Source organism: Phenylobacterium conjunctum (assembly GCF_042679085.1).
Taxonomy (GTDB): Bacteria; Pseudomonadota; Alphaproteobacteria; order Caulobacterales; family Caulobacteraceae; genus Phenylobacterium; species Phenylobacterium conjunctum.
Genome location: NZ_JBHTLQ010000031.1, coordinates 22,147 through 47,283, shown reverse-complemented (window position 1 = coordinate 47,283; position 25,137 = coordinate 22,147). Strand labels below are relative to the sequence as shown.

General features: G+C 68.7%; 23 protein-coding genes and 1 pseudogene. 15 read left to right on the top strand and 9 right to left on the bottom strand.

Going from position 1 to position 25,137, the window contains the following annotated elements:
* A pseudogene (locus ACFQ27_RS13775) lies at positions 1-298 on the bottom strand (ATP-dependent DNA helicase); the annotation flags it as partial.
* A gap of 59 nt (positions 299-357) precedes the next feature.
* Between ACFQ27_RS13775 and ACFQ27_RS13770 the strand changes: the two are divergent.
* The gene (locus tag ACFQ27_RS13770) at positions 358-2,841 is read left to right on the top strand and encodes a ligase-associated DNA damage response DEXH box helicase (RefSeq protein WP_377353988.1); all 2,484 of its coding nucleotides are present in this window, start codon (positions 358-360) and stop codon (positions 2,839-2,841) included.
* Positions 2,838-3,563, top strand: a complete 726-nt coding sequence (pdeM, locus tag ACFQ27_RS13765) for a ligase-associated DNA damage response endonuclease PdeM (protein WP_374345737.1) — start codon at positions 2,838-2,840, stop codon at positions 3,561-3,563. The genes ACFQ27_RS13770 and pdeM overlap by 4 nt, the downstream gene beginning before the upstream one ends.
* A 17-nt stretch (positions 3,564-3,580) precedes the next feature.
* Here pdeM and ACFQ27_RS13760 read toward each other — a convergent pair whose 3' ends face one another.
* Both ACFQ27_RS13760 and ACFQ27_RS13755 read right to left on the bottom strand, forming a co-directional pair.
* On the bottom strand, positions 3,581-4,033 hold the full coding sequence (locus ACFQ27_RS13760; RefSeq protein ID WP_374345738.1) for a DUF3429 domain-containing protein: 453 nt from the start codon (positions 4,031-4,033) through the stop codon (positions 3,581-3,583).
* Between the two features lie 79 nt (positions 4,034-4,112).
* Complete coding sequence (locus ACFQ27_RS13755) at positions 4,113-7,256, bottom strand: peptidoglycan-binding protein (protein ID WP_449305013.1); 3,144 nt, start codon at positions 7,254-7,256, stop codon at positions 4,113-4,115.
* 216 nt (positions 7,257-7,472) lie between these two features.
* Here ACFQ27_RS13755 and ACFQ27_RS13750 point away from each other — a divergent pair, with 216 nt between their 5' ends.
* A complete protein-coding gene (locus tag ACFQ27_RS13750) occupies positions 7,473-7,676 on the top strand; it encodes a hypothetical protein (RefSeq protein ID WP_374345741.1) in 204 nt (67 codons plus the stop codon).
* Positions 7,677-7,678: 2 nt separating this feature from the next.
* Here ACFQ27_RS13750 and ACFQ27_RS13745 read toward each other — a convergent pair whose 3' ends face one another.
* Entirely contained in the window at positions 7,679-9,352 is a 1,674-nt protein-coding gene (locus ACFQ27_RS13745) for a phosphatidylglycerol lysyltransferase domain-containing protein (protein WP_374345742.1), read from the bottom strand.
* 159 nt (positions 9,353-9,511) lie between these two features.
* Between ACFQ27_RS13745 and ACFQ27_RS13740 the strand changes: the two genes are divergently transcribed.
* The 5 genes from ACFQ27_RS13740 to ACFQ27_RS13720 all read left to right on the top strand — a co-directional run bounded on the left by ACFQ27_RS13740 (position 9,512) and on the right by ACFQ27_RS13720 (position 15,936).
* Positions 9,512-10,735 carry an acyl-CoA dehydrogenase family protein gene (locus tag ACFQ27_RS13740; RefSeq protein ID WP_374345743.1) on the top strand — a complete coding sequence of 408 codons (1,224 nt, stop codon included), beginning with the start codon at positions 9,512-9,514 and terminating at the stop codon, positions 10,733-10,735.
* A 78-nt stretch (positions 10,736-10,813) separates the two neighbouring features.
* A complete protein-coding gene (locus tag ACFQ27_RS13735; protein WP_374345744.1) occupies positions 10,814-12,022 on the top strand; it encodes an acyl-CoA dehydrogenase family protein in 1,209 nt (402 codons plus the stop codon).
* Positions 12,023-12,093: 71 nt separating this feature from the next.
* Positions 12,094-13,305, top strand: coding sequence for an acyl-CoA dehydrogenase family protein (locus ACFQ27_RS13730; protein WP_374345745.1), 1,212 nt, complete (start codon positions 12,094-12,096; stop codon positions 13,303-13,305).
* 197 nt (positions 13,306-13,502) lie between these two features.
* On the top strand, positions 13,503-14,711 hold the full coding sequence (locus ACFQ27_RS13725; RefSeq protein ID WP_374345746.1) for an acyl-CoA dehydrogenase family protein: 1,209 nt from the start codon (positions 13,503-13,505) through the stop codon (positions 14,709-14,711).
* A gap of 97 nt (positions 14,712-14,808) precedes the next feature.
* Positions 14,809-15,936, top strand: a complete 1,128-nt coding sequence (locus ACFQ27_RS13720; RefSeq protein WP_374345747.1) for an acyl-CoA dehydrogenase family protein — start codon at positions 14,809-14,811, stop codon at positions 15,934-15,936.
* A 257-nt stretch (positions 15,937-16,193) separates the two neighbouring features.
* On the opposite strand, the gene ACFQ27_RS13715 is transcribed toward ACFQ27_RS13720, so the two are convergent.
* The 3 genes from ACFQ27_RS13715 to ACFQ27_RS13705 form a co-directional block, all read right to left on the bottom strand.
* The gene (locus tag ACFQ27_RS13715; protein WP_374345748.1) at positions 16,194-16,730 is read right to left on the bottom strand and encodes a TonB family protein; all 537 of its coding nucleotides are present in this window, start codon (positions 16,728-16,730) and stop codon (positions 16,194-16,196) included.
* Between the two features lie 201 nt (positions 16,731-16,931).
* Positions 16,932-17,120: a hypothetical protein gene (locus ACFQ27_RS13710; RefSeq protein WP_374345750.1), complete on the bottom strand. Its 189-nt coding sequence runs from the start codon at positions 17,118-17,120 to the stop codon at positions 16,932-16,934.
* Between the two features lie 120 nt (positions 17,121-17,240).
* Complete coding sequence (locus tag ACFQ27_RS13705) at positions 17,241-18,515, bottom strand: hypothetical protein (RefSeq protein WP_377353985.1); 1,275 nt, start codon at positions 18,513-18,515, stop codon at positions 17,241-17,243.
* Between the two features lie 279 nt (positions 18,516-18,794).
* Between ACFQ27_RS13705 and ACFQ27_RS13700 the strand changes: the two genes are divergently transcribed.
* Both ACFQ27_RS13700 and ACFQ27_RS13695 read left to right on the top strand, forming a co-directional pair.
* Positions 18,795-19,196 (top strand): PaaI family thioesterase, encoded by a 402-nt coding sequence (locus ACFQ27_RS13700; protein WP_377353983.1) that lies wholly within the window; start codon positions 18,795-18,797, stop codon positions 19,194-19,196.
* Between the two features lie 99 nt (positions 19,197-19,295).
* Positions 19,296-20,081 carry an EAL domain-containing protein gene (locus tag ACFQ27_RS13695; protein ID WP_377353982.1) on the top strand — a complete coding sequence of 262 codons (786 nt, stop codon included), beginning with the start codon at positions 19,296-19,298 and terminating at the stop codon, positions 20,079-20,081.
* A 256-nt stretch (positions 20,082-20,337) separates the two neighbouring features.
* Here ACFQ27_RS13695 and ACFQ27_RS13690 read toward each other — a convergent pair whose 3' ends face one another.
* Positions 20,338-20,718: a group II truncated hemoglobin gene (locus ACFQ27_RS13690; RefSeq protein ID WP_374345754.1), complete on the bottom strand. Its 381-nt coding sequence runs from the start codon at positions 20,716-20,718 to the stop codon at positions 20,338-20,340.
* A 110-nt stretch (positions 20,719-20,828) separates the two neighbouring features.
* Between ACFQ27_RS13690 and ACFQ27_RS13685 the strand changes: the two genes are divergently transcribed.
* Entirely contained in the window at positions 20,829-21,233 is a 405-nt protein-coding gene (locus ACFQ27_RS13685) for a GFA family protein (RefSeq protein ID WP_374345755.1), read from the top strand.
* Here ACFQ27_RS13685 and bla read toward each other — a convergent pair.
* Complete coding sequence (gene bla / locus ACFQ27_RS13680; RefSeq protein WP_377353981.1) at positions 21,230-22,141, bottom strand: class A beta-lactamase; 912 nt, start codon at positions 22,139-22,141, stop codon at positions 21,230-21,232. The genes ACFQ27_RS13685 and bla overlap by 4 nt on opposite strands.
* Positions 22,142-22,245: 104 nt before the next feature.
* On the opposite strand from bla, the gene ACFQ27_RS13675 reads away from it, so the two are divergent.
* The 4 genes from ACFQ27_RS13675 to ACFQ27_RS13660 all read left to right on the top strand — a co-directional run bounded on the left by ACFQ27_RS13675 (position 22,246) and on the right by ACFQ27_RS13660 (position 25,120).
* Positions 22,246-23,166: a LysR family transcriptional regulator gene (locus tag ACFQ27_RS13675; protein ID WP_377353980.1), complete on the top strand. Its 921-nt coding sequence runs from the start codon at positions 22,246-22,248 to the stop codon at positions 23,164-23,166.
* Positions 23,163-23,642 carry a transcription elongation factor GreA gene (gene greA, locus ACFQ27_RS13670; RefSeq protein WP_377353979.1) on the top strand — a complete coding sequence of 160 codons (480 nt, stop codon included), beginning with the start codon at positions 23,163-23,165 and terminating at the stop codon, positions 23,640-23,642. Before ACFQ27_RS13675 ends, greA begins: the two co-directional genes overlap by 4 nt.
* Before the next feature lie 63 nt (positions 23,643-23,705).
* Positions 23,706-24,194, top strand: coding sequence for a pyridoxamine 5'-phosphate oxidase family protein (locus ACFQ27_RS13665; RefSeq protein WP_377353977.1), 489 nt, complete (start codon positions 23,706-23,708; stop codon positions 24,192-24,194).
* 221 nt (positions 24,195-24,415) lie between these two features.
* Positions 24,416-25,120 carry a Crp/Fnr family transcriptional regulator gene (locus ACFQ27_RS13660; protein WP_374345761.1) on the top strand — a complete coding sequence of 235 codons (705 nt, stop codon included), beginning with the start codon at positions 24,416-24,418 and terminating at the stop codon, positions 25,118-25,120.
* The last annotated feature ends 17 nt before the right edge of the window (positions 25,121-25,137 follow it).

Here is a 25,137-nt window from a genome sequence, read left to right as displayed (position 1 = left end):
CCAGGCCCAGCGCCTGGGCGAGGCCCACGGCCGAGGGCGCGCAGAACCGGGCCGGCCGGGTGAAGGCGTAGAGCTCCAGCGCATCGAACAGGCCCGGCCCGCGGGGCGGCACATTCACCCCCAGGCGGCGCGCGGTCATGGCCGCATGGGCCACCAGCACTGGGCCGCGCTCGAACAGGTCCCGCGCATCCGGGGTGCGGATCGCCTCGGCCCGCGCCGCATCCGCCGCCGCGGCGCGGGGGCCGGGCAGGACCACCAGGGCCGGGGCGAGATCGAAGGTCGAGGCAAGCGCGTTCACGCAATTTGCCTAGCCGGATTCAGCGTGAAACGGAACGGGAACATGTTATAGGCGAAGCGATGGCCTCGGACGCGGGCTTTGCGCCCCCTCTCCTTCCCGACCGTTTCGCCGCCTGGTTCGCTGGCCGGGGCTGGAGCGCGCGGCCGCATCAGCTAGAAATGATCGAGAAGGCGCGGGCGGGCCGCGACGCTCTGCTGATCGCGCCCACTGGCGGCGGCAAGACCCTGGCGGGCTTCCTGCCCAGCCTGATCGAGCTTGCCGAACGACCGCCGGCCAATACGCCGCGTGGCCTGCACACCCTCTATATCTCGCCGCTGAAGGCGCTGGCGGTAGATGTCGAGCGCAACCTGATGGCCCCGATCCTCCAGATGGGCCTGCCCATCGTGGCCGAGAGCCGCACCGGCGACACCGGCGTCTCGCGGCGCCAGCGCCAACGGGTGAAGCCGCCGGACATCCTGCTCACCACGCCCGAGCAGCTGGCCCTGTTCTGCGCCTGGGAGGGAGCGAGGCTCTACTTCCAGGACCTGGCCTGCGTGATCGTCGACGAGATCCACGCCATCCACGCCTCCAAGCGGGGCGACCTCTTGGCGCTCGACCTGGCGCGGCTGCAGACCTTTGCGCCGAACCTGCGCCGGGTGGGCCTGTCGGCGACGGTGGACGACCCGAGCGTGATCCAGCGCTGGCTGGGCTTTGTTCCTCCCTCGCCTGCGCGCGGGGGAGGAGACGTCGACCTCGTGCGGGGTCCCGGCGGGGCGCAGCCGGTGGTGGACATGCTGTTGTCCGAGGGCCGGGTGCCGTGGGCGGGGCATACGGCGCAGCACGCCATGGCCGAGGTCTATGAGGCCATTAAGGGGGCGCGGACGGCCCTGGTGTTCGTCAACACCCGCTTCCAGGCCGAATTCGCCTTCCAGGAGCTGTGGCGGATCAACGACGACGACCTGCCCATCGCCCTGCACCATGGCAGCCTGGCCGCGGAGCAGCGGCGCAAGGTCGAGGCCGCCATGGCCCGGGGCGAGCTGCGGGCCGTCGTCTGCACCTCGACCCTCGATCTCGGCATCGACTGGGGCGATGTCGACCTGGTGATCCAGCTGGCCTCGCCCAAGGGCGCGAGCCGGATGGTGCAGCGGATCGGCCGGGCCAACCACCGGCTGGACGAGGCGAGCCGCGCCCTGTTCGTGCCCGCCAACCGCTTCGAGATGCTGGAGTGCCAGGCCGCCCGCGAGGCCATCGCCGAGAACCGGTTTGACGGCGACCCGCCGAGGGTCGGGGCGCTGGACGTGCTGGCCCAGCACGTCATGGGCTGCGCCTGTTCCGAGCCCTTCGACCTGCTGGCCCTCTATGACGAGGTCACCGCCAGCGGCCCCTATCGCGACCTTGAGTATGAGGACTTCGAGCAGGTCGTGGATTTCGTCTCCACCGGCGGCTACGCGCTGAAGACCTATGACCGCTTCCGGCGGATCGTGAAGGGCCAGGACGGCCTTTGGCGGGTGCGCGACGCCGCCACCGCCCAGCGGCACCGCCTGAACGTCGGGGCGATCCTGTCGCCGGCCGTGCTGTCGGTGCGCATCGCCATGGGCAAGTCCCTGCGCGGCGGGCGCAAGATCGGCGAGGTCGAGGAGGGCTATCTGGAGATGCTGGAGCCCGGCGACACCTTTGTGTTCGCCGGCCAGGTCTGGAAGCTGGTGGCCGTGACCGGCCTGGACGTGCTGGTCTCGCCGGCCGCCGACAAGGACCCGCGCATGCCGTCCTGGGGCGGGTCGAAATTCGCCCTGTCCACCTTCCTCGCCAAGCGGGTGCGCGAGCTGATGTTCGACGAGGCGCACTGGGCCGTGCTGCCGGCCGACGTGCGCGAATGGCTGGAGATGCAGAAGGCCCGCTCGCTGATCGTGCGCGAGGAGGAGCTGCTGGTGGAGACCTTCCCTCGCGGGAAGCGGTTCTTCCTGGTCTGCTATCCCTTCGAGGGCCGGCTGGCCCACACAACGCTCGCCATGCTGCTGACCCGGCGGCTGGAGCGGATGGGGGCCGCGCCGCTGGGCTTTGTCTGCAACGACTATGCGGTGGCCGTCTGGGCCCTGAAGCCGCTGGACGAGGTGGACCTGGATGAGCTGTTCGCCCAGGACATGCTGGGCGACGACTTGGAGGCCTGGCTGGCCGAGAGCTTCATGATGAAGCGCGCCTTCAAGGGATGCGCCATCATATCCGGCTTGATCGAGCGCCGATTCCCCGGCGAGCATCAGAAGTCCGGACGCCAGGTGACCTTCTCAACCGACCTGATCTACGACGTGCTGCGCAGACACCAACCCGACCATCTGCTCCTGCGCTGCGCGCGGGACGACGCCGCCACCGGCCTGATCGACGTGGCGCGGCTGGGCCAGCTATTGGAGCGCATCCAGGGCCGCATCCGCCACGCGCCCCTCGACCACGTCTCGCCCTTCTCGGTGCCGATCATGCTGGAGATCGGCAAGGAGCGCTCGCCCGGCGACGCCGCCGACATGATCCTGGCCGACGCCGAGGCCGACCTGATCGCCGAGGCGGTGGCGTGACCGCCCTGGCCCCCTCCCCCTACGCCTTCTCAGCCGGCCCCTGCGGCGGCTTGCGGACCAGCGTCTATGGGCTGGACGTCCTGATGCGCGCCTCCGGCGCCCTGTGGGTGGAGGCCCAGCGGGTGCTGATCGTCGCCGACCTGCACCTGGAGAAGGGCAGCGCCTATGCGGCGCGCGGCCAGATGCTGCCGCCCTATGACACCGCCGAGACCCTGCGTCGGCTGACCGCGGAGACCGGGGCGCTGCAGCCCGACGTGGTCGTCCTGCTGGGCGACACCTTCCATGACGGCCGCTCCGAGGACCGGCTCGCGCCCCGCGACGCCGAGAGCCTGAAGGCGCTGGCCCGCGGCCGGACCCTGGTCTGGGTGGTGGGCAATCACGACGCCGACGGCCCCCGCGCCCTGCCGGGCGAAGTGGTGGACGAGATGGCGCTGGCGGGCCTGGTCCTGCGCCACGAGCCGCAGGACGGGCCGCAGGCCGGCGAGGTCGCGGGCCACCTGCATCCGGCCGCGCGGGTCAGCACGGCCAAGGGCACGGTGCGCCGGCGTTGTTTCATCACCGATGGCGAACGGCTGATCCTGCCGGCTTTCGGCGCCTATGCGGGCGGGCTGAACGTGCGCGACGCGGCCTTCGGGGGGATGTTCGTCCGTCCGCCCCTGGCCGGCGCCCTGGGGGCCAGCAAGGTGCATGCGGTGGGCTGGCGGTCCCTCACCGGAGACTGAGGACGGGCGCTAGCCCACTACATCCGCAGGGCTTTTTCCAAGGCCATGGCCAGTGAGACGCAGGCCCCAAGGGTCAGCACGGTCATCAGACGCGGATAGCGCGACGGGGTGTCCGGAGCGGAATGGTCGAACAGCCATTGCAGGATGTAAGCGGCGATATAGCCGGTCAGGATCCATTCCACCGGGATGTCGCCGCGCGCCGCCAACAGGGTCCAGCCGCCGATGGGGAACAGGGCCGACAGGGCGAGCCTGGGCCAGCGTGGCGGGGCCTTTCGCCCGCTTTCCAGCCCCCAGCGGATGCCGCCCAGGAAGCCGAGCATCACCGCCGACCAGGTGATCAGGACGTTCAGGCCGTGGCCGGAGATGCTGGACGGGCCATAGGCATAGGCCATGGCCGCCACGGGAAACCCGCTCAGGCCCAGGAGGGCGATGGCCCAGACAGATGGCGGGGCGCCGATCTCTTCGTCCAAATGGAGCCTCCGAGCGGATCGCCACGGCCAAGCTTAGCTGGCCTTTGGGAAGAAGACCACGCCGGCGGGAAGAGTCAAATCAGCGGGTGAAGACCGAGAGACGCGAGACCGTGGTCGGGTCGAGCACGCCGGTGGCGGGCGCGCCCTGGTCACGCTGGTAGGCGGCGACCGCCATCTTCAGGGCCGGCGAGGCCGAGCCGTCCGTCGGACCCTGGTAGTAGCCCAGCCGGGACAGGGCGCGCTGGGCCATGGACACGGTAGAGGCCGGAGCCCCGACCTCGGCCTGGGCGGTGGGCAGGACCGAGGGGTTCGGCTGGGCCGGGCGGAAGGCCTGGGCCGCGCGTTCGGCCACGATCCGGGCGTCGGTGGACAGGGTGGCCTTGAGCTGGTCCGCATGCTTGCGGGCGTCGCCGTCGCCGGTGCGGGCGGCGATCAGGTACCACTTGTAGGCCTCGGCGTTGTTCTTGCTGACGCCCAGGCCCTGTTCATAGAGGGCGGCCAGATTGTACTGGCTGTCGACCAGGCCCAGGTCGGCGGCGCGCCGGAACCATTGGGCGGCCATGGTGGAGTTCTTGGCCCCGCCCGACCCCGAGAAATAGGCGATGCCGAGATTGTGCATGGCCTTGCGTTCGCCGCCTTCGGCCGCGCGCTCGGTCCAGCGACGGGCCTCGACCGGGTCCTTCTTCACCCCGCCGTCGCCGTTTTCGTACAGGCGGGCGAGATAGAACTGGGCGGGCGCATAGCCGGCTTGGGCGACCTTGCGCAGGTCCTCGATCCCACCCGGCTTGGCGGCCTCAACGGCGGCGGACGCCGCGCCGAAGCGCGCCGCCAGATCGGCGGTGTCGACGCCGGTGGCGCCGGCCGGGGTCGCGCCCATCTGGCTCACGGCCTGGGGCGCCAGGGCCACGGAGACCCGCGGGCTGTCGCCGAACGGCGTGGTGTCGGCCTCGGCGGTCTTGATTTCCTTGGACCCGCCCGACATCGCGTCGATGGCGTCGGCGACCCGCTTGGGCGGCGCGCCGTTAGGCTTGCCTTCCATCAGAACGACGCCGGCCGCGCTGACACTGAGGGCGGCGGCGCCGCCGACGATCATCAGGGCGGTCTGCAGCGACGATCCGGCCCGGCGCTTCGGTCGGTTGGTGAAGGCCGAGAACAGCGACGACTTCTCGCCCCGCTCCGCCTTGTCCGCCTTCTCGGCCTTGTCCGCTTTCGCCAGCTTGGGCGCCTTGGCCTTGCGGCCCTTGGCGTCCTGCTGGCTGGCCATGCGGGCGGCGGCGCGCGCCTGCTCGATGACTTCGCGGGTGGACAAGGGCCGGCCCGGCGCCTGCGCCTGGAAGGCCGGTTCCGGATCAACGTCGAATCCGGGGCCGACGCCCGGCAGGTCTTCAACCTCCGGCTCGGCGTCCGCCGCCAGGTCGGCGAAGTCCTCGTCGGCCTCGGGCGGCAGGTCGGCGAAACCGTCGGCGGCGGCGAAGTCCTCGGCGTCGAAGTCCGGACGCTGGGGCTCGTTCGGGAACGGGGCCGAATAGGCCTGGCCGGTTTCCGCGGGGGTGATCGGCGGGGCGAAGGCCTGGCGGGCCAGGGGATCGCTGTCCAGTTCGGCGGGCGCGCCGAAGCTCGGGAAGGGATCGTCGCCAAAGGGCGAAGCCGGGGGCTCGTGCTTGACGATGACTGGCGCGGGAGCCGCGGCGGCCGGGGTCGCGGCGATGGTCTCCTGCACCTTGCGGCCGGTCTCGGCCAGGCGCTGGTCGATCTTCTCGCGGGCTTCCTCCAGCAGGCGCGCGGTGCGCTCCTCGCTCTGGCGGATGCGCTCGACCAGGTCGTCGGAGGCGCGCTCGGACCGCTGGTTGATGCGCTCGGTGACCCGGGCCACCTGCTCGCCCACATCGTCGATGGCCTGGGCGGAGCGACGCTCGGAGCTGGCGATCCGTTCGGTCAGGCGGTCGGAGATGCGGCTGATCTCGGCGCCCAGCTTTTCCAGGGCCTCGGCGTGCAGATTGTCGCTGCGCGACAGCCGCGTCTCCATGGCCTGGGCGATCCGCGCCACCTCGCCGCCCACCTGTTCGATGGCGTCAGCGCTGCGGTGCTCGGTGTTCTGGACCCGGCGATTAAGCGTGTCGGCCATGGTCAGGACCTCGCGGCCCATCTTCTCGATGGCCTGGGCGGAGCGGTGCTCGGCCCGGCGGACATTCTCGGCCATCTCCGCGAGCTTGCGCTCCATACGGTCGAACCGGCCTTCGCTGACGGTCTGAAGCTTCTGGGCGATCTCGGCCCGACTGGCCTCTACCCGGTTGGTCAGGTTGGCGGCCAGGAGTTCCAGGCGCTGGTCGATCGCCGGCGAGGAGCCGCCCTCGACAGACTTCACCCGATCGTCCAGGCCGGAGAAGGCCGCGCGCAGGCCTTCCATGGCCTCGGTGGTGCGCGCCTCGACTTCCGACAGGCGGGCGCCGACGCGGTTGACCACTTCCTCGATGACGTCGACCGGAGCGCCGGCTGCGGTCTCGTGCCGCTCCACCCGCTGGCGCAGGGCGGTCAGGGTTTCGCGGGTGCGGGCCTCGCCCTCGTAGAGATGGTTGGCGACCTTGCCGAGCGCCTGCTCCAGGGCGCGCAGGGCCTCGGCCGAGCGCGGGCCGGCGGCCTCGGTCTCCATGCGGCGAAGCCGTTCGGCGATCCGCGACTGCTCGGTCTGGACCTCGCCGACCGCGCCCTCGAAGCGGGCGGCGACGGCGACGCTCTCGCGTTCAGCGGCCTCGATGCGGGAGATGGCGTCGCGCACCGAGTGCTCGACCCCGGTGATGGCCAGACCGGTGCGGCCCTCGGACGTCTCGATCCGCTCGGTCAGCCGATCCAGGGCCAGGGCGACGCGGCCGATCTCGTCGGCGGGATGCTCGGGGGCTTCCCAGCGCGCCGGCGGCGCTTCGGCGCGGGCGGGCTCAGGACGGGCGGGCTCTCGCCGCGGCGCCTCAGCGTAGGTCGGCTCGGCGCGCGGGGTCTCGTAATAGGTCCGGGCGGGGCGCTCGACCGCGCCCTCAGGCTCGGGATCCAGGAACTTGGTGTCGGTGAAGTAGGCCTCTGAGGTGATCTCCTCAGGCCCCTCCTCTTCCAGGATCATCCGGTTGAGCCATTCGCCAAGAGTCAACCCCTCGCGACGGGCAAGGTCTTTTGCGACCTCCCGCGCCTTAGGGTCGATGCCCTTGACGCTCCATGGCGCCCCCGAACTCATCCCGAATCGATCTCCTGGCACTGCTCATTGGACGCTAGCCACCGATCCTTGGGGTGTAAACGCGAGGTTAACGCTACATCTTGCGTCTGACGCGATTGCCTGTGGATGACGGGGAAAGCCCCGTAAACCCAAGCCCAATCATGGTTAACAGCGTCTTAAGGGTTAACGCTTCGTTCACCTTTGCCGTTCGCGACCGGCTGCGGTAGGGCGTCGCAGATGGATCTTGTTCCCACCCTATGGGCCGCCCTCAGCCTGACGGCGGCCGGCGTCTTCTGCGGCTGGCGCGGCGCGCGCCCGCCCAATCCGATCCGCGGGCCACGGCTGATCCCCTGGAGGGCGCTGATGGTGGTCTGCGCCACGGGCGCCCTGGTGTTCACCGTCCACCTGGTGAACCTGCTGGGCGTGACCACAGGTCGCTAGGACTAGGCCGCGGCGGGGACCGTGGCGGGTTCATCCGGCTTTCGGGAGCGCTTGGCGAGGCCGGCGACGCCGCCCGAGGACAGCAGCCCGACATCGGCCAGCAGGATGGGGATCATCCACTTGTGCGGGGCGGCGATGTAGCGGGGATGCCAGAGCGGATCCCACTTATCCTTGTACATGCGCACGCCCTGGAAATTGTAGAGGTCCTCGCCCCGCTCGAACACCAGGTTGCCGACCCGCGACAGGATCGGCGCCAGGGGGCGGTCCTCGAGCCCGGCCAGGGGCGCCATGCCGAACTCCATGGCCCCATAGCCCTCGGCGCGGCCCCAGTTGATCACCTCGACGAAGAGGTAGTCCATGATCCGTTTCGGCGCGTCGTCGGCGTAGCGCATCAGATCGGTGGAAAAGGCGGTCTTGGCGGCCGTGGGCCATAGGGTAGCGAAGGCGACGATGCGGCCCTCCCAGCGGGCCACCGCGACCGGGAACTCGGCCACATAGCCGGGGTGGAACCCGCCCATGGAGAAGCCCTTCTCGCCGCCGGCGTGGTGCGCCAGCCAGGCCTCGGAGATCGCGGCCAGGTCCGGCAGGATCGCCTGGACGTTTGGCGGCCGGACGACCTCGAAAGTCGCGCCTTCCGCCCCCAGCTTCTTCCAGGCGCGCCGCAGGTTGCCGCGCTTGGTGCCGTCGATCTGGAAATTGGCCAGGGGCAGGGCCGCCAGCTCGCCGACCTTCTGGATCGAGAAGCCCAGCTCGACCACGTCGGGCAGGTCTTCGGCGCCGATCGAATAGAGACAGGGCCGGGCGGCGTGGGCGTCCGCCAGTTCCCGGAAGCGCCACAGGAGGTCCAGTCGTTCCGACCGACGCCCCACCGGCGCGCCCAGGGCGATCCAGGAGCGGCCGCGGACGGCGAACATCAGGAAGCTTTCGCCCGAGGGCGAGAACAGAAACCGCTTGTCCCCCAAGAGGGCGACGTTCGAGGTCGGCTCGGCCAACTCCGCCTTGGCCAGGATGGCGCGGACCTGCTGGAAGTCCGGATCGCCCTCGCCCACCACCTTGGGCGTGGCGACGGTGGCGAACAGGCGCCAGACACCGAAGATCACCAGGGCGATGGCGGTCCCGCCCCAGGCCCGGATAGAGCGGGCGGCGTCGGCGTCGGCCATGGTCTTCCAGAACGGCTGGTCGCCATAGTCGGCGTGCTCGAAGGACCACAGGCCCAGGAGCCCCACCCCGATCACCATGGCCAGGGCGGACACCAGCCAGCCGGGGGTGATCTCCATCCGCGTCAGGTTCGAGGCCCGGGGGAAGGCGGTGCGGAACGGCGCCAGCACCAGGGCCAGGACCAGCAGGGCCAGGGCCTCTTCCCACACGAAGCCCTTCAACAGGGCCAGGGGCGCGGCGATCAGCAGGGCCGCGACCGTGGCCGCCCAGGCCCCGTTCAGGCGGGCGCGCAGGCCAAAGGCCAGCATCACCAGCACCAGGCCCATGACGCTGGACAGGAAGTGGCTGGTCTCGATCAGGATCGCCGGGGTGTGTCGCCACACGATCATGAAGTGATCGGGCACGGACGGCGTCGCGCCGGACCAGATCAGCAGGACCCCAGCCATGAGGGTCAGGGTCGCCCCAAGGATCGGGACAACCGAAAAGAGGGCGGGCTTCAGTTCAGAGCCGAATCGCATGCCCCGTCCGTGGATCGTCAAAGTTGTCCGCTTCTTACCCCGGTCGCGCATCCACAGCCACCGCTTGTCCGTAAGTCAAACAAGCGTTCGTTTTCCTTGCTCTTGGGGCGCCCGACGCTAAGGTGCCCCGGACGTTTTTAGACCTGACGGGAGATCATCATGGCCGACTTCGGCGGCGGCGACCTGGACGCGTTCCGTACGGAAATCCGCGGCTGGCTTGAGGCCAACTATCCTGCGGCCCTGCGCGATCCGAACGCTGAGGTCGACCCGGAAGCCATGTGGGGCGGCCGCGCCTTCGCCGGCTCCAACGATCCGCAGATCCAATGGATGCGCGCCGCTGCGGCCAAGGGCCTCACCGCCCCGACCTGGCCCAAGGAATACGGCGGCGGCGGCCTGACCCCGGCCCAGGCGCGGGTGTTCGAGCAGGAGCTTTCGGCCGGCAAGTACCGCCAGCCCCTGGCCTCGTTCGGCATCTGGATGCTGGGCCCGGTGCTGCTGGAATACGCCAACGAGGCGCAGAAGAAGGAATTCCTGCCCAAGATCATCAACGGCGACGCCCGCTGGTGCCAGGGCTATTCCGAACCGGGCGCCGGCTCGGACCTCGCCGGCCTGCAGACCCGCTGCGAGGACAAGGGCGACCACTGGCTGATCAACGGCTCCAAGATCTGGACCAGCTACGCCAACAAGGCCGACTGGTGCTTCTGCCTGGTGCGCACCGACACCTCGAAGAAGCACGAGGGCATCTCCTTCGTGCTGATCGACATGACCAGCCCGGGCGTCGAGACCCGCCCGATCCAGCTGATCAGCGGCGAGAGCCCGTTCTGCGAAACCTTCTTCACCGACGTGAAGGTGCCCAAGGCCAACATGGTCGGCGCCCTGAACGGCGGTTGGGAGATCGCCAAGCGCCTGCTGCAGTATGAGCGCCAGAACATCTCTGGCGGCTTCGGCTCCGGCGGCGGCGCCGGCGGAGCGGCGGGCGACCTGGGCCAGCTGGCCAAGACGTATATCGGCGCCGACGAGACCGGCGCGGTGGCCGACCCCGATCTGCGCTCGCGGATCACCAAGAACAACATGGACTTCCGCTGCTTCTACATGACGATCTCGCGGATCGCGGCGGAGGCCAAGGCGTCCAACGGCCCGTCGGCGGCGACCTCCATCATCAAGTACGCGGCGGCTTCCTTCGCCCAGGAACGCTCGGAACTGATGGTCGAGGCCCTGGGCTCGCAAGGCCTGGGCTGGGAGGGCGAGGGTTACTCGAACCACGAGATCCTGGCGACCCGCGGCTGGCTGCGCTCCAAGGGCAACTCCATCGAGGGCGGCACCTCGGAGATCAATATCAACGTGGTGTCCAAGCGGGTGCTCGGCCTGCCCGATCCGAAGTAAGCTTTAAGACCAGGCGCCGCCCGAAATTTCGGCGGGCGGCGTCGTTCTCCAACCCGACGATTTTGAAGGCGAATTTCCATGGCTGACTTTGGTGGCGACGCCGAGACGTTCCGGGCGGAGGCCCGCGCCTGGCTTGCGGAGAACTTCCCCGCCAGCCTGAAGGCCGATCCCGCGGCCCAGCTGGCGGCCATGCAGGCCCAACCTGAGAGCCCCGAAGCCAAGCTTTGGCGCGAGCGCATGGGCGCCAAGGGCTGGGGCGTTCCCACCTGGCCGGCGGAATACGGCGGCGGCGGTCTGTCCCGCCAAGAGGCCCGCGTCCTGGCCGAGGAAATGGCCGCCGTCGGCGCCCGCAACCCGATCGGCGGCATGGGTGTGATGATGTTCGGCCCGACCCTGATCGAGTACGGGACCGAGGCGCTGAAGCGTCAGCACCTGCCCGGGATCATCACCGGCACGGTGCGCTGGTGCCAGGGCTATTCCGAGCCCGGCTCCGGCTCCGACCTGGCCTCGCTGCAGACCCGCTGCGAAGACAAGGGCGACCACTGGCTGATCAACGGCTCCAAGATCTGGACCTCGGGCGCCAATCTCGCCGACTGGTGCTTCTGCCTGGTGCGAACGGATAGTTCGAAGAAGCACGAGGGCATCTCCTTCGTGCTGATCGATATGAAGACGCCCGGCGTCGAGGTCCGGCCGATCCGGCTGATCAACGGCACTTCGCCCTTCTGCGAGACCTTCTTCACCGACGTGAAGGTCCCGAAGGACCAGCTGTTCGGCCCGCTGAACGGCGGCTGGACGGTGGCCAAGCGCCTGCTGCAGTTCGAACGCGACAACATCTCGGCCGGCCTGGGCGGCGCCTCCATCGGCGCGCCGGTGAACGCCCTGACCGTGATGGGCGCTCTGAAGGACTATGTGGGCCTGGACGAGACCGGCCGCGTCGCCGATTCCGACCTGCGCCGCCGGGCCATCGAGCACCTGATGGAGGCCCAGGCCTTCCAGCAGACCGTGCGCCGCGCCGCCGACGAGGCCCGGGCCGGCAATGGCCCGTCCGCCGCCACCTCGATCATGAAGTACGCCGGCGCCAAGATCGCCCAGGACCGCAACGAGCTGATCGTCGAGGCCCTGGGGACCGCGGGGCTGGGCTGGACCGGCGAGGGCTATTCCGCCCCCGAACTGGCCGCTGTCCGCACCTGGCTTCGCTCCAAGGGCAACTCCATCGAGGGCGGCACCTCGGAGATCAATCTCAACGTCGTCTCCAAGCGCGTGCTCGGCCTGCCTGACCCCAAGTAAGCGGGACTCATCACGGCCGAATTTCGTGTTATACTAAGATATAAGATAATGATTTTTAGGGAGAATTTTTGATGGCTGATTTCGGAGGGGCCGATACCGAGGCCTTCCGCGCCGAAGCGCGTGAATGGCTCGCGGCGAATTTCCCCAAGTCGCTGGGCGCTGACAAAGCCGCCCTGGAAGCGGCGATCATGAGCCCGGCCAAGCCCGAGGGCGACCTCGCGGTCTGGAAGGAGCGCATGGGCGCCAAGGGCTGGGGCGTTCCCACTTGGCCGAAAGCGCTGGGCGGCGGCGGTCTTTCGACGGCTGAGGCCCGGGTGCTGCAGCAGGAAATGGCCGCCATCGGCGCGGTCAACCCGATCGTCGGCATGGGCGTGAACATGTTCGGCCCGACCCTGTTGGAATACGGCACCGAAGAGCAGAAGCAGCGCTACATCCCCGACATCGCCACCGGCAAGGTGCGCTGGTGCCAGGGCTTTTCCGAGCCGGGCGCCGGCTCTGACCTGGCGTCCCTGCAGACCAAGGCCGAGGACAAGGGCGACCACTTCCTGGTCAACGGTTCGAAGATCTGGACCTCCGGCGGCCAGTACGCCGACATGATCTTCTGCCTGGTGCGCACCGACCAGTCCAAGAAGCACGAGGGCATCTCCTTCGTGGTGTTCTCCATGCACCAGCCGGGCGTCGAAGTCCGTCCGATCAAGCTGATCGCCGGCAACTCGCCCTTCTGCGAAACCTTCTTCACCGACGTTCAGGTGCCCAAGGAAAACCTGATCGGCCCGCTGAACGGCGGCTGGAGCGTGGCCAAGCGCCTGCTGCAGCATGAACGTTCGGGCATGGGCGGCCGCATGGGTTCGTCCAAGGTCAAGGAACCGGCCCTGGGCGTGGTGGCCAAGAAGTATGTGGGCGAGGACGAGCAAGGCCGGCTGGCCGACACCGACCTGCGCACCCGCATCATCCTGAACGAAATCGACGCCAAGGCCCTGCAGCAGACGGTGCTGCGTGCGGCCCTGGAGGCCAAGGGCAATTCCGGCCCGTCGGCGGCGACCTCGATCATGAAGAACGCCAACATGAAGGTCGCCCAGGACAAGGCCGAGCTGACGCTCGAGTTCATGGGCCACCAGGGCCTGGGCTGGGAGGGCGGCGATTTCACGGCCGAGGAACTGGCCGCGGTGCGCACCTGGCTGTCCGGCAAGGCCGGCTCGATCTACGGCGGCTCGAACGAGGTTCAGAACAACATCATCTCGAAACGCATCCTGGGACTCCCCGATCTGACCCAAAGCCATTAGGGAGTTGACGTAGCTGGATCAGGCTCGGGCCTGCCCCCCACCCCGCTCATCCCGGCGAATGCCGGGATCCAGGTCAAAGGTCTGGATCAGGGCGGGCCAAGGATCAGGCTCGGCGGCTGAATCTGGATCCCGGCATTCGCCGGGATGAGCGGTTAGAGACGACGTTTTGAAACGACTTTTTTTGATGGAGACATTTGATGGCTGACTTTGGAGGCGGTGATCTCGACGCTTTCCGCGGCGAGGTTCGCGCGTGGGTCGAGGCCAACTTCCCGGCTTCGTTGAAGGGCCGACCGAACCCGATGATGCGGGAAGAACGGTCCAAGCCCACCGAGGACCAGGAAGCCTGGCGCAAGGCCGTCGGGGCCAAGGGTTGGGGCACCCCCACCTGGCCGGCGGAATACGGCGGCGGCGGCCTGTCGGCGGCCGAGGGCCGGGTCATCCAGCAGGAGTTCGGCCGCGCCGGGGCCTATAACCCGATCGGCGGCATGGGCGTCATGATGTTCGGCCCGACCCTGCTCGAGTACGGCACCGAGGATCAGAAGAAAGAACACATCCCGGCGATCTGCCGCGGGGACATCCAGTGGTGCCAGGGCTTCTCCGAGCCGGGCGCCGGCTCCGACCTCGCCGCGCTGCAGACCCGCGCCGAGGACAAGGGCGACCACTACCTGATCAACGGCCAGAAGATCTGGACCTCCGGCGCCCAGTACGCCGACTGGTGCTTCTGCCTGGTGCGCACGGACACGTCGAAGAAGCACGAGGGCATTTCCTTCGTCCTCTTCACCATGCACCAGCCAGGCGTCGAAGTGCGGCCGATCAAGCTGATCGCCGGCAATTCGCCCTTCTGCGAAACCTTCCTGACCAACGCCCGCGCCGAGAAGAAGGACCTGGTCGGTCCGCTGAACGGCGGCTGGACCATCGCCAAGCGCCTGCTGCAGCATGAGCGTTCGGGCCTGTCCGGCGCCGGTGGCGGCGGTGGGTTCGGCGGCGCCAAGCCGCTGCCGAAGCTGGCCAAGGACTATGTGGGTACGGATGAGGCCGGCCGCCTGGCCGACCTGGACCTGCGCACCCGCGTGATCATGAACGAGATCGACGGCCGCGCCTTCCAACAGACGGCGGTGCGGGCGATGATGGAGGCCAAGGGCAATTCCGGCCCGTCCGCCGCCACCTCGATCATGAAGAACGCCGGCACCCGCTGGATGCAGGACAAGGCCGAGCTGACGCTGGAGATCATGGGTCACCAGGGCCTGGGCTGGGAAGGCGACGCCTTCAACGCCGACGAGCTCACCGCCGTGCGCTCCTGGCTGGGCGGCAAGGCCACCACGATCTACGGCGGCAGCCAGGAAGTGCAGAACAACATCATTTCCAAGCGCATCCTGGGCCTGCCCGACCACACCCAAAACAACTGAGGCCTTGGGCGCCCTGGGGTCAGGTGGCTAGCATCTGACCCATAAGGGCGCCCGCCTCGACGACCGACATTGAAGATTTCATAGGGACTAGAAACAAATGGCCGTTCTGAACGAAGAACAGAGCATGCTGCGCGACGCGGCGAAGAGCTGGGTGCAGGAAAAGAGCCCGGTCACCGCCTTCCGCAAGATGCGCGACAGCGGCGTCGAAATTGGCTTCGACAAGGCCGCCTGGGCCGAGCAGGCCGAGATGGGCTGGGCCGGGGTGATCATCCCGGAAGACTTCGGTGGCTCGAACTTCGGCTACCTGTCGCTGGGCCTCATCCTTGAGGAAATGGGCCGCACCCTGACCGCCTCGCCGCTGCTGGCCTCGGGCCTGGCCGGCGCCAGCGCCCTGATCCTGGGCGGCTCCGACGCCCAGAAGGGCGAATGGCTGCCGAAGATCGCCGAGGGCGCCGTCGTCGCCACCCTGGCGGTGGACGAAGGCGCGCACCACGCGCCGGAAAAGGTCGCCCTGAAGGCTGAGAAGGCCGGCTCGGGCTACAAGCTGACCGGCAAGAAGACCTTCGTGCTGGAAGGCCCCGCCGCCGACCTGCTGATCGTCTCGGCCCGCACCTCGGGCAAGCCGGGCGACACCGACGGCATCAGCCTGTTCCTGGTCAAGGCCGACGACGCCGGCGTGAAGAAGCAGACCCTGAAGCTGGCCGACAGCCGCGGCGCCTCCAACATCGAGTTCAACGGCGCCGCCGGTGAACTGCTGGGCGAGGAAGGCAAGGGCTGGCCGGTTCTGGAAGCCACCCTCGACCGCGCCCGCGCGGGCGTCTGCGCCGAAATGCTGGGCGCCGCTGTCCAGGCCTTCGAGACCACCCTCGACTACCTGAAGGTCCGCGTTCAGTTCGGCCAGGTCATCGGTTCGTTCCAGGCCCTGCAACACCGCGCGGCCAAGATGTTCACCGACCTGGAACTGGCCCGCTCGGCCGTCGAAGCCGCCCTTCAGGCGATCGACGCCGGCTCGCCGGACGTGCCGGAGCTGGTCTCCCTGGCCAAAGCCAAGATGGGCGACACCTTCCACCTGGTGTCGAACGAAATGGTCCAGATGCACGGCGGCATCGGCATGACCGACGCCCACGACGCCGGCTTCTACCTGAAGCGCGCCCGCGCCTGCGAAGCCGCCTTCGGCAGCCAAGCCTACCACCGTGACCGCTACGCCCGCATCCAAGGCTACTAAGCCCGCGGGCCGTCAGGCCGCTGGGCTAACAGAAGACCCCTCCGGTGCGAGCCGGAGGGGTTTTTTGTTGGCTGGTCCGTCCCCACGCTGTCATCCCGGAAAGCCGCGCGAGCGGCTTGTCCGGGACCCATACGCGCGAGATTATCCGGCCAGACCTGTGTCTATGGGTCCCGGCTCTCCGCTACGCTGCGGCCGGGATGACAGTTGGAGTTTGAGCGCTGACCGCGCCGTACACCTGGCTCGGAAAGACGATCCACCTAGCCCGGGCCAAACACCACCTTCACCCGGACGCGCTCCTTAGCCGTCGCGCCAGGCCGCGTCTCCGCCTTGAGGTGACCGCGCGCCGCCATGACCATTGCGGCATTCGCGAAATCCTCGTTAGCTGGAGCCTCGCCCAGCACTTTGCAGGCCCCAAGCCCGCCGTCCGGCGCGAGGTCACACTCGATTACGGCGGTTCCGGTAATGCCCAACCGAGCGGCCCGGTCGGGATAGTAGGGGCCCGGACCGCCCAGGCGGCCGGCGCTGCCGCCCTTGTACCGCGCTTCCGCCAGCCGCGGCGCGGGCGCCGCAAACCGCAGCGGCAAGGTGATGCTTTCACCCACGGCCGAGCGCCCATCGCTCCAGGCCGGAGCCATGGTGATCTTCGGAATGAGCGTCAGAGCAGCGGCGCCAAAGCCCAAGCCGGCAGGCTCCTCCCCGGCGATCACACAGTCAGCGAGCGCACCGCTGGAAGCCACCACACAAGTCAAGCGGGCGAGGCCGCCCTGCCCGGCGGCGATGGCCTGGGTCGGCATGGCCGCGGCGACGTCCTCCGGGGTAGGGAGGCTGCGCCACACTGGCTTTGACACCGGCTGGGCGTGAGCGGGGCCAACCCAGCTCAGGGCAAGGACGGTTAGGGTAGCGGTGACTTTCATGGCTTCCCACAAACGGCGCGAAGGCACCCTAGACGCAACCGAGAAGTGTTGCATAGCTTCATCGATGCCGGCGCTCCCCCCTCACCCGAACCGGTGATCCGGGACGATGACTACGTCGACGCCCATCAGGCGGCGGGGTGGGAGGTAGCGATTGTCGTCGGCGGCCAGGAAGCTGGGGTCTTCCAGGAAATGCCGCCACTCGGCGGGGGTGAAGTGGAGGGCGACGGCGCCGTCGGGGCGGCGGTCGGGTTCGAAGGTCGGTTCGGACATTCGTCTCTCTCCTCTCGTATCCCCAGCCCGGCAGATGATGACGCCCCTCCCCGGCGGCAATGGGGCGGCCAGACCAAGTTTATGTGACGGTGTGTGGCGGGGCGGAGATGCGGGGTGAGGTCAGGCCTTGGCCGACTTGGCGGCGCGTTCAGCGATGATCAGGATGCCGCCTGAGATGAGGATCGGGACCGCGAAGAGCAGCAGCGACCAGGTCCGGTGAGAGGGCTTGCTGAGGGCCGGGATCAGGAGGCTCGCCCAGGCCAGGACGGGGATCCAGACCAGCCGGATGGCCCAGACGCTGCGGCGCGACCAGATCACCGCGCCAAGGCCCACAAGGGCGAACATGGCCTGCCACAAGATTGAGCTCGCCTCTGTCGCCGGCGGACTCTGCCAGGTCGTGGTCACCAGGAACAGTATCGGCAGGACAGCCAGCCGCGCCGTCCAATCCCGCAGCCCGAGGCGCGGCGCAACCGGCGGAGGGTCGAGGCTATGCATGCTCTGATGCGCAAACCCCATGGGAATCAGCAGGATGAGGGGTGACAATACATCTACACCTTTCAACCCCACTGAAGGCTCGGACACGGCGCTGATCATCAAGGCTACGAACGCAAGCATCGCGAGGGAGACCAGGCCCCAGCCGATCCAGAGGTGGGTGAAGTTGGGCCGCCGGACGACATCCAACATCACCGCCAACAGCCAGATCAGGAGCGGCGTCGCGAAGTAGGTGGCGGCCCCCTGACCGGAAGAGGCCAGCGCGCCCACCGACAACACAGCGAGCAGCAGCGGGAAAAGCAGGGCCTTGGCGCCGTACAAGGCGTCCGCCTGGGCCTGTTCCTTGTCGGGACCGGACAGCACTACGGGCGGCGCGACGCTCTTCCAGTTCGCCGGCGTCTTAGGAATGAGGCGGACATAGCCGACCTCGGGGTCATCGTCCTGCAGGTTCCAGCCGCTGAGCTCCGCCAGGAGATCGAGGGGGGCGTCGAACAGGTAGGCGACGCTCGGGTCGGCCTGCGCCTTGGCCTCCAGAGGCGCGCGCAGCCGCTCCAGGCTGGAGGGCGGATCACCCGCAACCTCGAGCACTCTGTCGTAGCCGTAGGACACGGACCAAAGTTGTTGGCCCGCCGTGTCATAGGCGGCGAGGCTGTCGACGCAATCATTGTCCTCGGCCTGGCCGCCGACCACGCCACCGGCCAGTTTCGCGAGCCGGGTCAGCCGCGCCGCGTCGAACAGATTGTAGTCGCCGACCAGGATCAGCCAGCCCTTGACCGACACCTTCAAGACGAGGTCGCCGTCGATCCAGTCTCCGGATTCGCCGCTGTCGATGAGGCCGAGCCGATCCAGCAGAGCCTCGCGATCCCTTGGTTCGAACGCCGCATAGGAACAGTAGAAGCCCACCCACGCCCCCCCGGCTCGCTCACAAGTAGAGTAGTTCTGCTTTCGTTCTCGTCAATCCTTATGGTTGATTTGATCGGGATCAGCAACCCAAGAGCACCCCATGAGCTACTCCGGCGAGGGCAAAGCGAGCCAGGATCGCCCCGCCCTGGCGCTGGAGATCTGCGCGCGGGCGGTGGGGCGGAGATGCGCGTCACCTGCTCCTCCCCCTCCCCCGCCTTGCCAGACGTCGCGTCGCAGGCCTAAGCCCTTGCCCAAACACAACGGGGATACGGAAACGCGATGCAGCTTCACGAGACGCTGGGCCAGCAGCGGGTGGTCGAGATGGCGAACGGCCGGGCGGTGATCGAATACGAGGCCGGGGCGCATATGTGCCATTCGGGCGGGGTGGTGCAGGGCGGCTTCATCTGCGGCTGGATCGACGCGGCCATGGCGCATGCGGTGATGAGCGAGACGGGCGAGGAGGTGACGCCCATGTCCCTGGAGCTGAAGGTCAGCTTCTTTGCGCCGGCCGGGCCGGGGACGGTGTTCGCCGAGGGCTGGATCGAGCGGCGTGGGCGGTCCACCGCCTTTGTCGAGGGGCAGCTGAAAAACGCCGCCGGCGAGGTGCTGGCCAAGGGCACCTCCACCATCCGGCTGATGGAGCGCAAGAAGGTCGAGGCCCGGGCGCGCGGCGAAGGCTGAGGCCGCCGCCAGGGGGTGCGACATTGCGCCCACGCTCTTTTGGCGGGTGTTAACCGCGGTCTGCCACAGGTGACCGCGTCGCTTGCTGGTGGAGGCCCCATGACTGAGACCCCGCACGCCCTGGCCCCATGCGCCGGTTGCCGCGACGGCGCGGGCCTGCCGTTCGACATCGCCATGGCGTTCCAGCCCATCGTCGACCTGCAGACGGGCAAGCCCTTCGCCTATGAGGCCCTGGTGCGCGGTCCCGAAGGCCAGGGCGCCGGCTGGGTGCTGGACCAGGTGACAGACGAGATCCGCTACGCCTTTGACCAGCAGTGCCGGGTCAAGGCCATCGAGACGGCGGTGGCCGCGGGCATCCTGGAGACGGGTGCGAAGCTGTCGATTAACTTCCTGCCCAATGCGGTCTATTCCCCCAAGGCCTGCATCCAGCTGACCCTGAAGACCGCGCGGGCCACGGGCTTTCCCACCGACCGGCTGATCTTTGAGTTCACCGAGAACGAACAGATGGCCGATCCGGGCCACGTGGCCGGGATCGTCGCCAGCTACCAGCAAATGGGGTTCGGCACGGCCCTGGACGACTTCGGCGCCGGCCATGCGGGGCTGAACCTCTTGGCTCGGTTCCAGACCGACCTGATCAAGCTGGATATGGAGCTGATCCGCGGGATCGACGCGAGCCTGCCCCGGCGCGCCATCGTGGCCGGCGTGATGCGGATGTGCGAGGACCTGGGGATCACGGTCATCGCCGAGGGGATCGAGACGGCCGAGGAGCTGGCCGCCCTGCGCCAGATCGGCGTGCGCTACATCCAGGGCTATCACCTGGCCCGGCCGGCCTTCCAGGCCCTGCCCGCCATCACCCTGCCGGCGACGGCGCGCAAGGTGGCCTAGGCCGCCCTGACGATTGACCACGAAAAACACGAAAAACACGAACGGGGTCCCGCCCCTCCACCGCTCACCCCGGCGAAGGCCGGGGTCCAGATCATAGGGCTCGGGGCCAGCACGACCGGGGGCCACAACCGTCACCTGGATCCCGGCCTTCGCCGGGATGAGCGGATAGGCGTAGCCTCGGCGCCTCCGCAGCGCGTTCGTGTTTTTCGTGGTCGAATCTTAGGGATCGACGCTGCGGGTGAGCGGGGATCCTGGCCTAGTCAATCCGTAGCGCCTGGCCCATGCGGCCGAAGATCTGGTCGATCTGGGCGGCGAGTTCAGGCTCGACGCCAGTGTCGGCGAAGGCGCGGGCCATGGCGTGGCGCCACTGTTCGGCGGTGTCGGCGGTGATCGGCACATTGGTGTGCGCCTTCATCATGCACATGCCGGGGCGAGCGTCGAACCAGTCGCGGGGACCACCCAGCCAGCCCATCAGGAAGTCAGCCAGGGAGGCGCTGACCGGCCTCAAGTCCGGGGCGTGGAGGTCGCGCAGGGCCTTGTAGGCCGGATCATGCTCCATCAGGTCGTAGAAGCGGTCGGTCAGGGCCTGCACGCCCGCCCGGCCGCCGATGCGCTCATAAGGGGTCGGCTCGCTCATGCGCCTTGGCTGGAGGCGATCGGCGGGATGCGCCTTGATCCAGCGCAAGGCGGTTGACTTACCCAGGCGGAAGGGAGCGCCATTCCCTCAACGGACAAGGGAGGTCTCAGATGAGCCTGACGGGTGGATGCTATTGCGGTTCGGTGCGCTATGAGGCGGGCGGCGCGCCGATGTTCAAGGGCCAGTGCCATTGCCGCGAGTGCCAGTACATCACCGGCGGCGGGGCCAACCTGTTCATGGTGATGAGTCCGGCCGAGTTCAAATACACCAAGGGCGCCCCGGCCCAGTTCGCCCGCGACGACATCGCCAATCCGGTGACCCGCGAGTTCTGCCCCAAGTGCGGCACGCACCTGGTCACCCGCGCCGGCGGCGGCGCCATGGTGATCGTCAAGATCGGCACCCTGGACGATCCGTCGGTGTTCGAGGGCCCGCAGATGGCGATCTGGATGAAGGACGCCCAGCCCTATCACCTGGTCGCCGAGGGCGTGCCGCAGATGCCGGGAATGCCGGGCTAAAGGGTTCCGGCGACGATGCGGGCCACGGAGGCGAGGACGGCGTTGCGCGCGTCGTTCCCCGCCGGTCCCTCGGTCAGGTAGGCGCTGATGATCAGGGGCTTGCGACCCGGCGGCCAGATGACGGCGACGTCGTTGGTGGTGCGGTTCTCGCCCGAGCCTGTCTTGTCGCCCACCCGCCAGCCTGCGGGCAGGCCCGCGCGCAGCCGGTGGTCCCCCGTGGTGTTGGCGACCATCCATCCGACCAGCCGGTCGCGGGAGGCCGTGGACAGGGCGTTTCCGAGGGTGAGCTTCTCCACGAGATACAGCATGGCGTCAGGGCTGGTCGTGTCACGGACATCACCCGGGACGGCGGTGTTGAGTTCAACCTCCCAGCGGTCGAGCCGGGTGGTCTTGTCTCCCAGGCTGCGGACCCAGGCCGTGAGCCCCTGCGGCCCGCCGACGGCCTCCAGGATCAGGTTGCCCGCCGTGTTGTCGCTGACCGTGACGGCGGCCGCGCAAAGATCGGCCACGGTCATGCCGGGCGGCCCGACCTGGGCCTTTGTCACCGGGGAATAGGGCTTCAGGACGGAGGGGTCATAGACGATGCGACGTCCTAGGTCCTCTTGGCCTTTGTCGACACGCGCAAGCACCGCCGCGGCGGCGACAAGCTTGAAGGTGGAGCACATGGGAAAGCGCTCCTGTCCCCGATGACTGTAGCGTCGACGAGTCTGGAGGTCGTAGACGGCGACACCCAGACGGCCGCCGGAGTCCCTCTCAAGGTCGGCCAGCAGCCTGTCCGGATTCGTTAGTATCCTTGGGGTTTCGCACGAAGCGCGATTGATCAGGGCCAGGCCCTCGCGCCCCCCACCGGCCGCCAGGCCCAGGCCGGAAGCCCCCAGCCCGACCAGCAGATTGCGCCGCGCGACCATATCTTCCTCCACCTCAAGCGGGCGGAATGTGGCCAGGATGACGGAGGCGCACAAACGATGATAGATCAGGTCCACCCCTAGAAATTTTTGGGTCTGAGGCGTCGATGTCCCGCGTCCATCTGCCGTTGAACGCCTTGCGAGCCTTCGAGGCCTCGGCGCGGCACCTGAGCTTCACGCGCGCGGGCCTGGAGCTGTCGGTGACCCAGGCCGCGGTCAGCCACCAGGTCAAGGGCCTGGAGCAGCGCCTGGGCGCGACCCTGTTTCGCCGGCTTCCGCGGGGCCTGGCCCTGACCGACGAGGGCCTGGCCCTGCTGCCCAGCCTGCGCGAGGCGTTCGGGCGGCTGGAAGAGGCCATGGAGCGGTTCGAGGCCGGCCAGGTGCGAGAAGTCCTGTCGGTTGGAGCCCTGGGCACCTTCGCCGTGGGCTGGCTGCTGCCGCGGATGGCGCGGTTCCAGGCCGCCTGCCCTTTCGTGGACCTCAGGCTGTCGACCCACAACAACCGGGTGGACCTGGCCGGCGAGGGACTGGACTGCGCTATCCGTTTCGGGGACGGCGCCTGGCACGGCACGGAAGCGGCGCGGCTGTTCCCGGCGCCCCTGAGCCCGCTCTGCGCCCCGGCGGTCGCGGACCGGCTGAACCGGCCCGCCGACCTGTCGGCTGAGGTTCTGCTGCGATCCTATCGGGCCGACGACTGGCCAAACTGGTTCGCCGCCGCCGGCGAGACCTGCCCCACCCTGAAGGGTCCGGTCTTCGACAGCTCCTGGCTGATGGCGGAGGCCGCCGAACAGGGGGTCGGCGTGGCCCTGGTCCCCACCGCCATGTTCCAGCGCGCCCTGGCGGCGGGGCGCCTCGTCCGGCCCTTCGCCGCCGAGGTGGAGACCGGGGCCTATTGGCTGACCTGGCTGAAATCGCGGACGCCCGGCCCGGCGCTTCACGCGTTTCATGACTGGCTGAAACAAGAAGCGCTGGCGGAGGCCGGCCAAGGCCCTATGTCAGGGGACGGACCAGAGGAGAACCCGGCTTGAGCGTCGCCTTCACCCGCGAGGAAGACTACGAGGCCCAGGCCGCCGACCTGCCGGACCGGCCGATCTCGCCGCATCCGAACCTCGTGACGCCACAGGGCCTGGCCCAGATCGAGGCGGAGCTGGCGGCGGCGCGGGCGGCCTATGCGGCGGCCCAGGTCGAGGGCGGGGTCAGCGCCGACCGCACCGCCATGGCCCGCGCCACGCGGGACCTGCGCTACTGGTCCGCCCGCCGGGCCAGCGCCCAGCTGCGCGAGCCGCCGGCCGACGCCGACAAGCTGGCCTTCGGCGGCGAAGTGACCTTCGAGCGCGAGGACGGCCGCACCTCCACCTTCCGCATTGTCGGCGAGGATGAGGCCGATCCGGCCAAGGGCGCGGTGTCCTATGTCTCGCCCCTGGCCCAGGCCCTGCTCGGCAAGGAGGTCGGTGATACGGCCCTGGTCGCCGGCCAGGAGGTGGAGATCCTGGCCATAAGGTGAAGGCTGGAACCCCGGTCGCAAGGGGCGGTTTAGGCCGCGTCCCCTAGAAACCGGAGCTTTCCCATGAAGACCTATGACCAAGCCGAGGCGCAGCGCCGCCTCTGGGACCAGATCGAACACCATCAGACCGCCATGCTGGGCCTGGACGCCGCGCCCCGGCACACCCAGCCCATGACCGCCTTCCTGGAGCGCGATAAGGATCGGCTGTGGTTCTTCACCCGCTCCGACACCGACCTGGCGCGGGCGGTGGGCGACGGGCGGGCGGCGCACCTGATCCTGCAGACCAAGGAGGTCCAGGCCGTGGTCCACGGCTGGCTGACCCTGGAATACGACCGTGAACGCATCGACCGCTATTGGAACGCCGTGGTCGCCGCCTGGTATCCGGACGGCAAGGACGATCCCAGCCTGACCCTGCTGCGGCTGGACTGCGAACAGGCCGAGGTGTGGATCTCCGAGGCCGGGCCGATACGCTTCGCCTGGGAGATCGCGCGGGCCAACGCCACGGGCGAACGTCCGGACCTCGGCGGCCGCAAGAGCCTGGATTTCCACTAGATGTTCAGGGTTCGCGGCCCTCGCCACAGATCCTGTCCAAGGGCCGCGAACCCGATGACCTGAACGGTGCTCAGCCATGGTCCGCCTTGACCTGAGCGGGTCCGGCGATTTCACGGTCCCCTGTGTCGGATACTCGACCGTCGGCGGCGACCTGGACCGCTAGCCTGCAACCTGGACCACGGGGATAGCGTTAAATCCCCATGCACAGGCTACTCAAACCTTTGCCCAACCACCTCCTGGCCGCCCTGCCGGCCTCCGATCAGGATCTCCTCTCGCGGTCGCTGATCGATGTCGATCTGGAGCGTGGCCGGGTGCTGTATGAGCCGGGTGACCGCATGGACACCCTGTATTTTCCCCATGACGGGGTGATCTCGCTGATGACCCTGATGGAGAACGGGGCGGCGATTGAAAGCGCCACCATCGGCCGCGAGGGCGCCTTGGGCCTGACCACGGCCGCGGCGCCGCGCCAGGCCCTGTCGCGGGCGGTGGCCCAGACGCCCTGCCGCTGCGCGCGGATCGGCGCGGCCAGGTTCCGCGAGGCGTGGGAGCGCAGCCCGACCATCCGCCTGATGGTGGAACGGCATACCGAGGCGCTCTACGCCCACGCCATCCAGTCGGTGGCCTGCAACGCCCTGCACTCGGTGGAAGCGCGGTTCAGCCGCTGGCTTCTGACCTGCCACGACCGGATCTCGTCCAACACCGTGGCCCTGACCCAGGAGTTCCTGGCCGACATGCTGGGGGTCCAGCGGACCACGGTCACCGCTGTGGCGCGCAGCCTGCAGGCCCGGGGCTATATCCGCTACCGCCGCGGGGTGGTGGACATCCTGGACCGGGCCGGCCTCGAGAGCCTGGCCTGCGAGTGCTACATGACCGTGCGCGAGACCTATGAGCGCCTCTTGCCAGCGCCCCTGGCCAACAGCGCCTAGGGCTAGGACTCAATCAG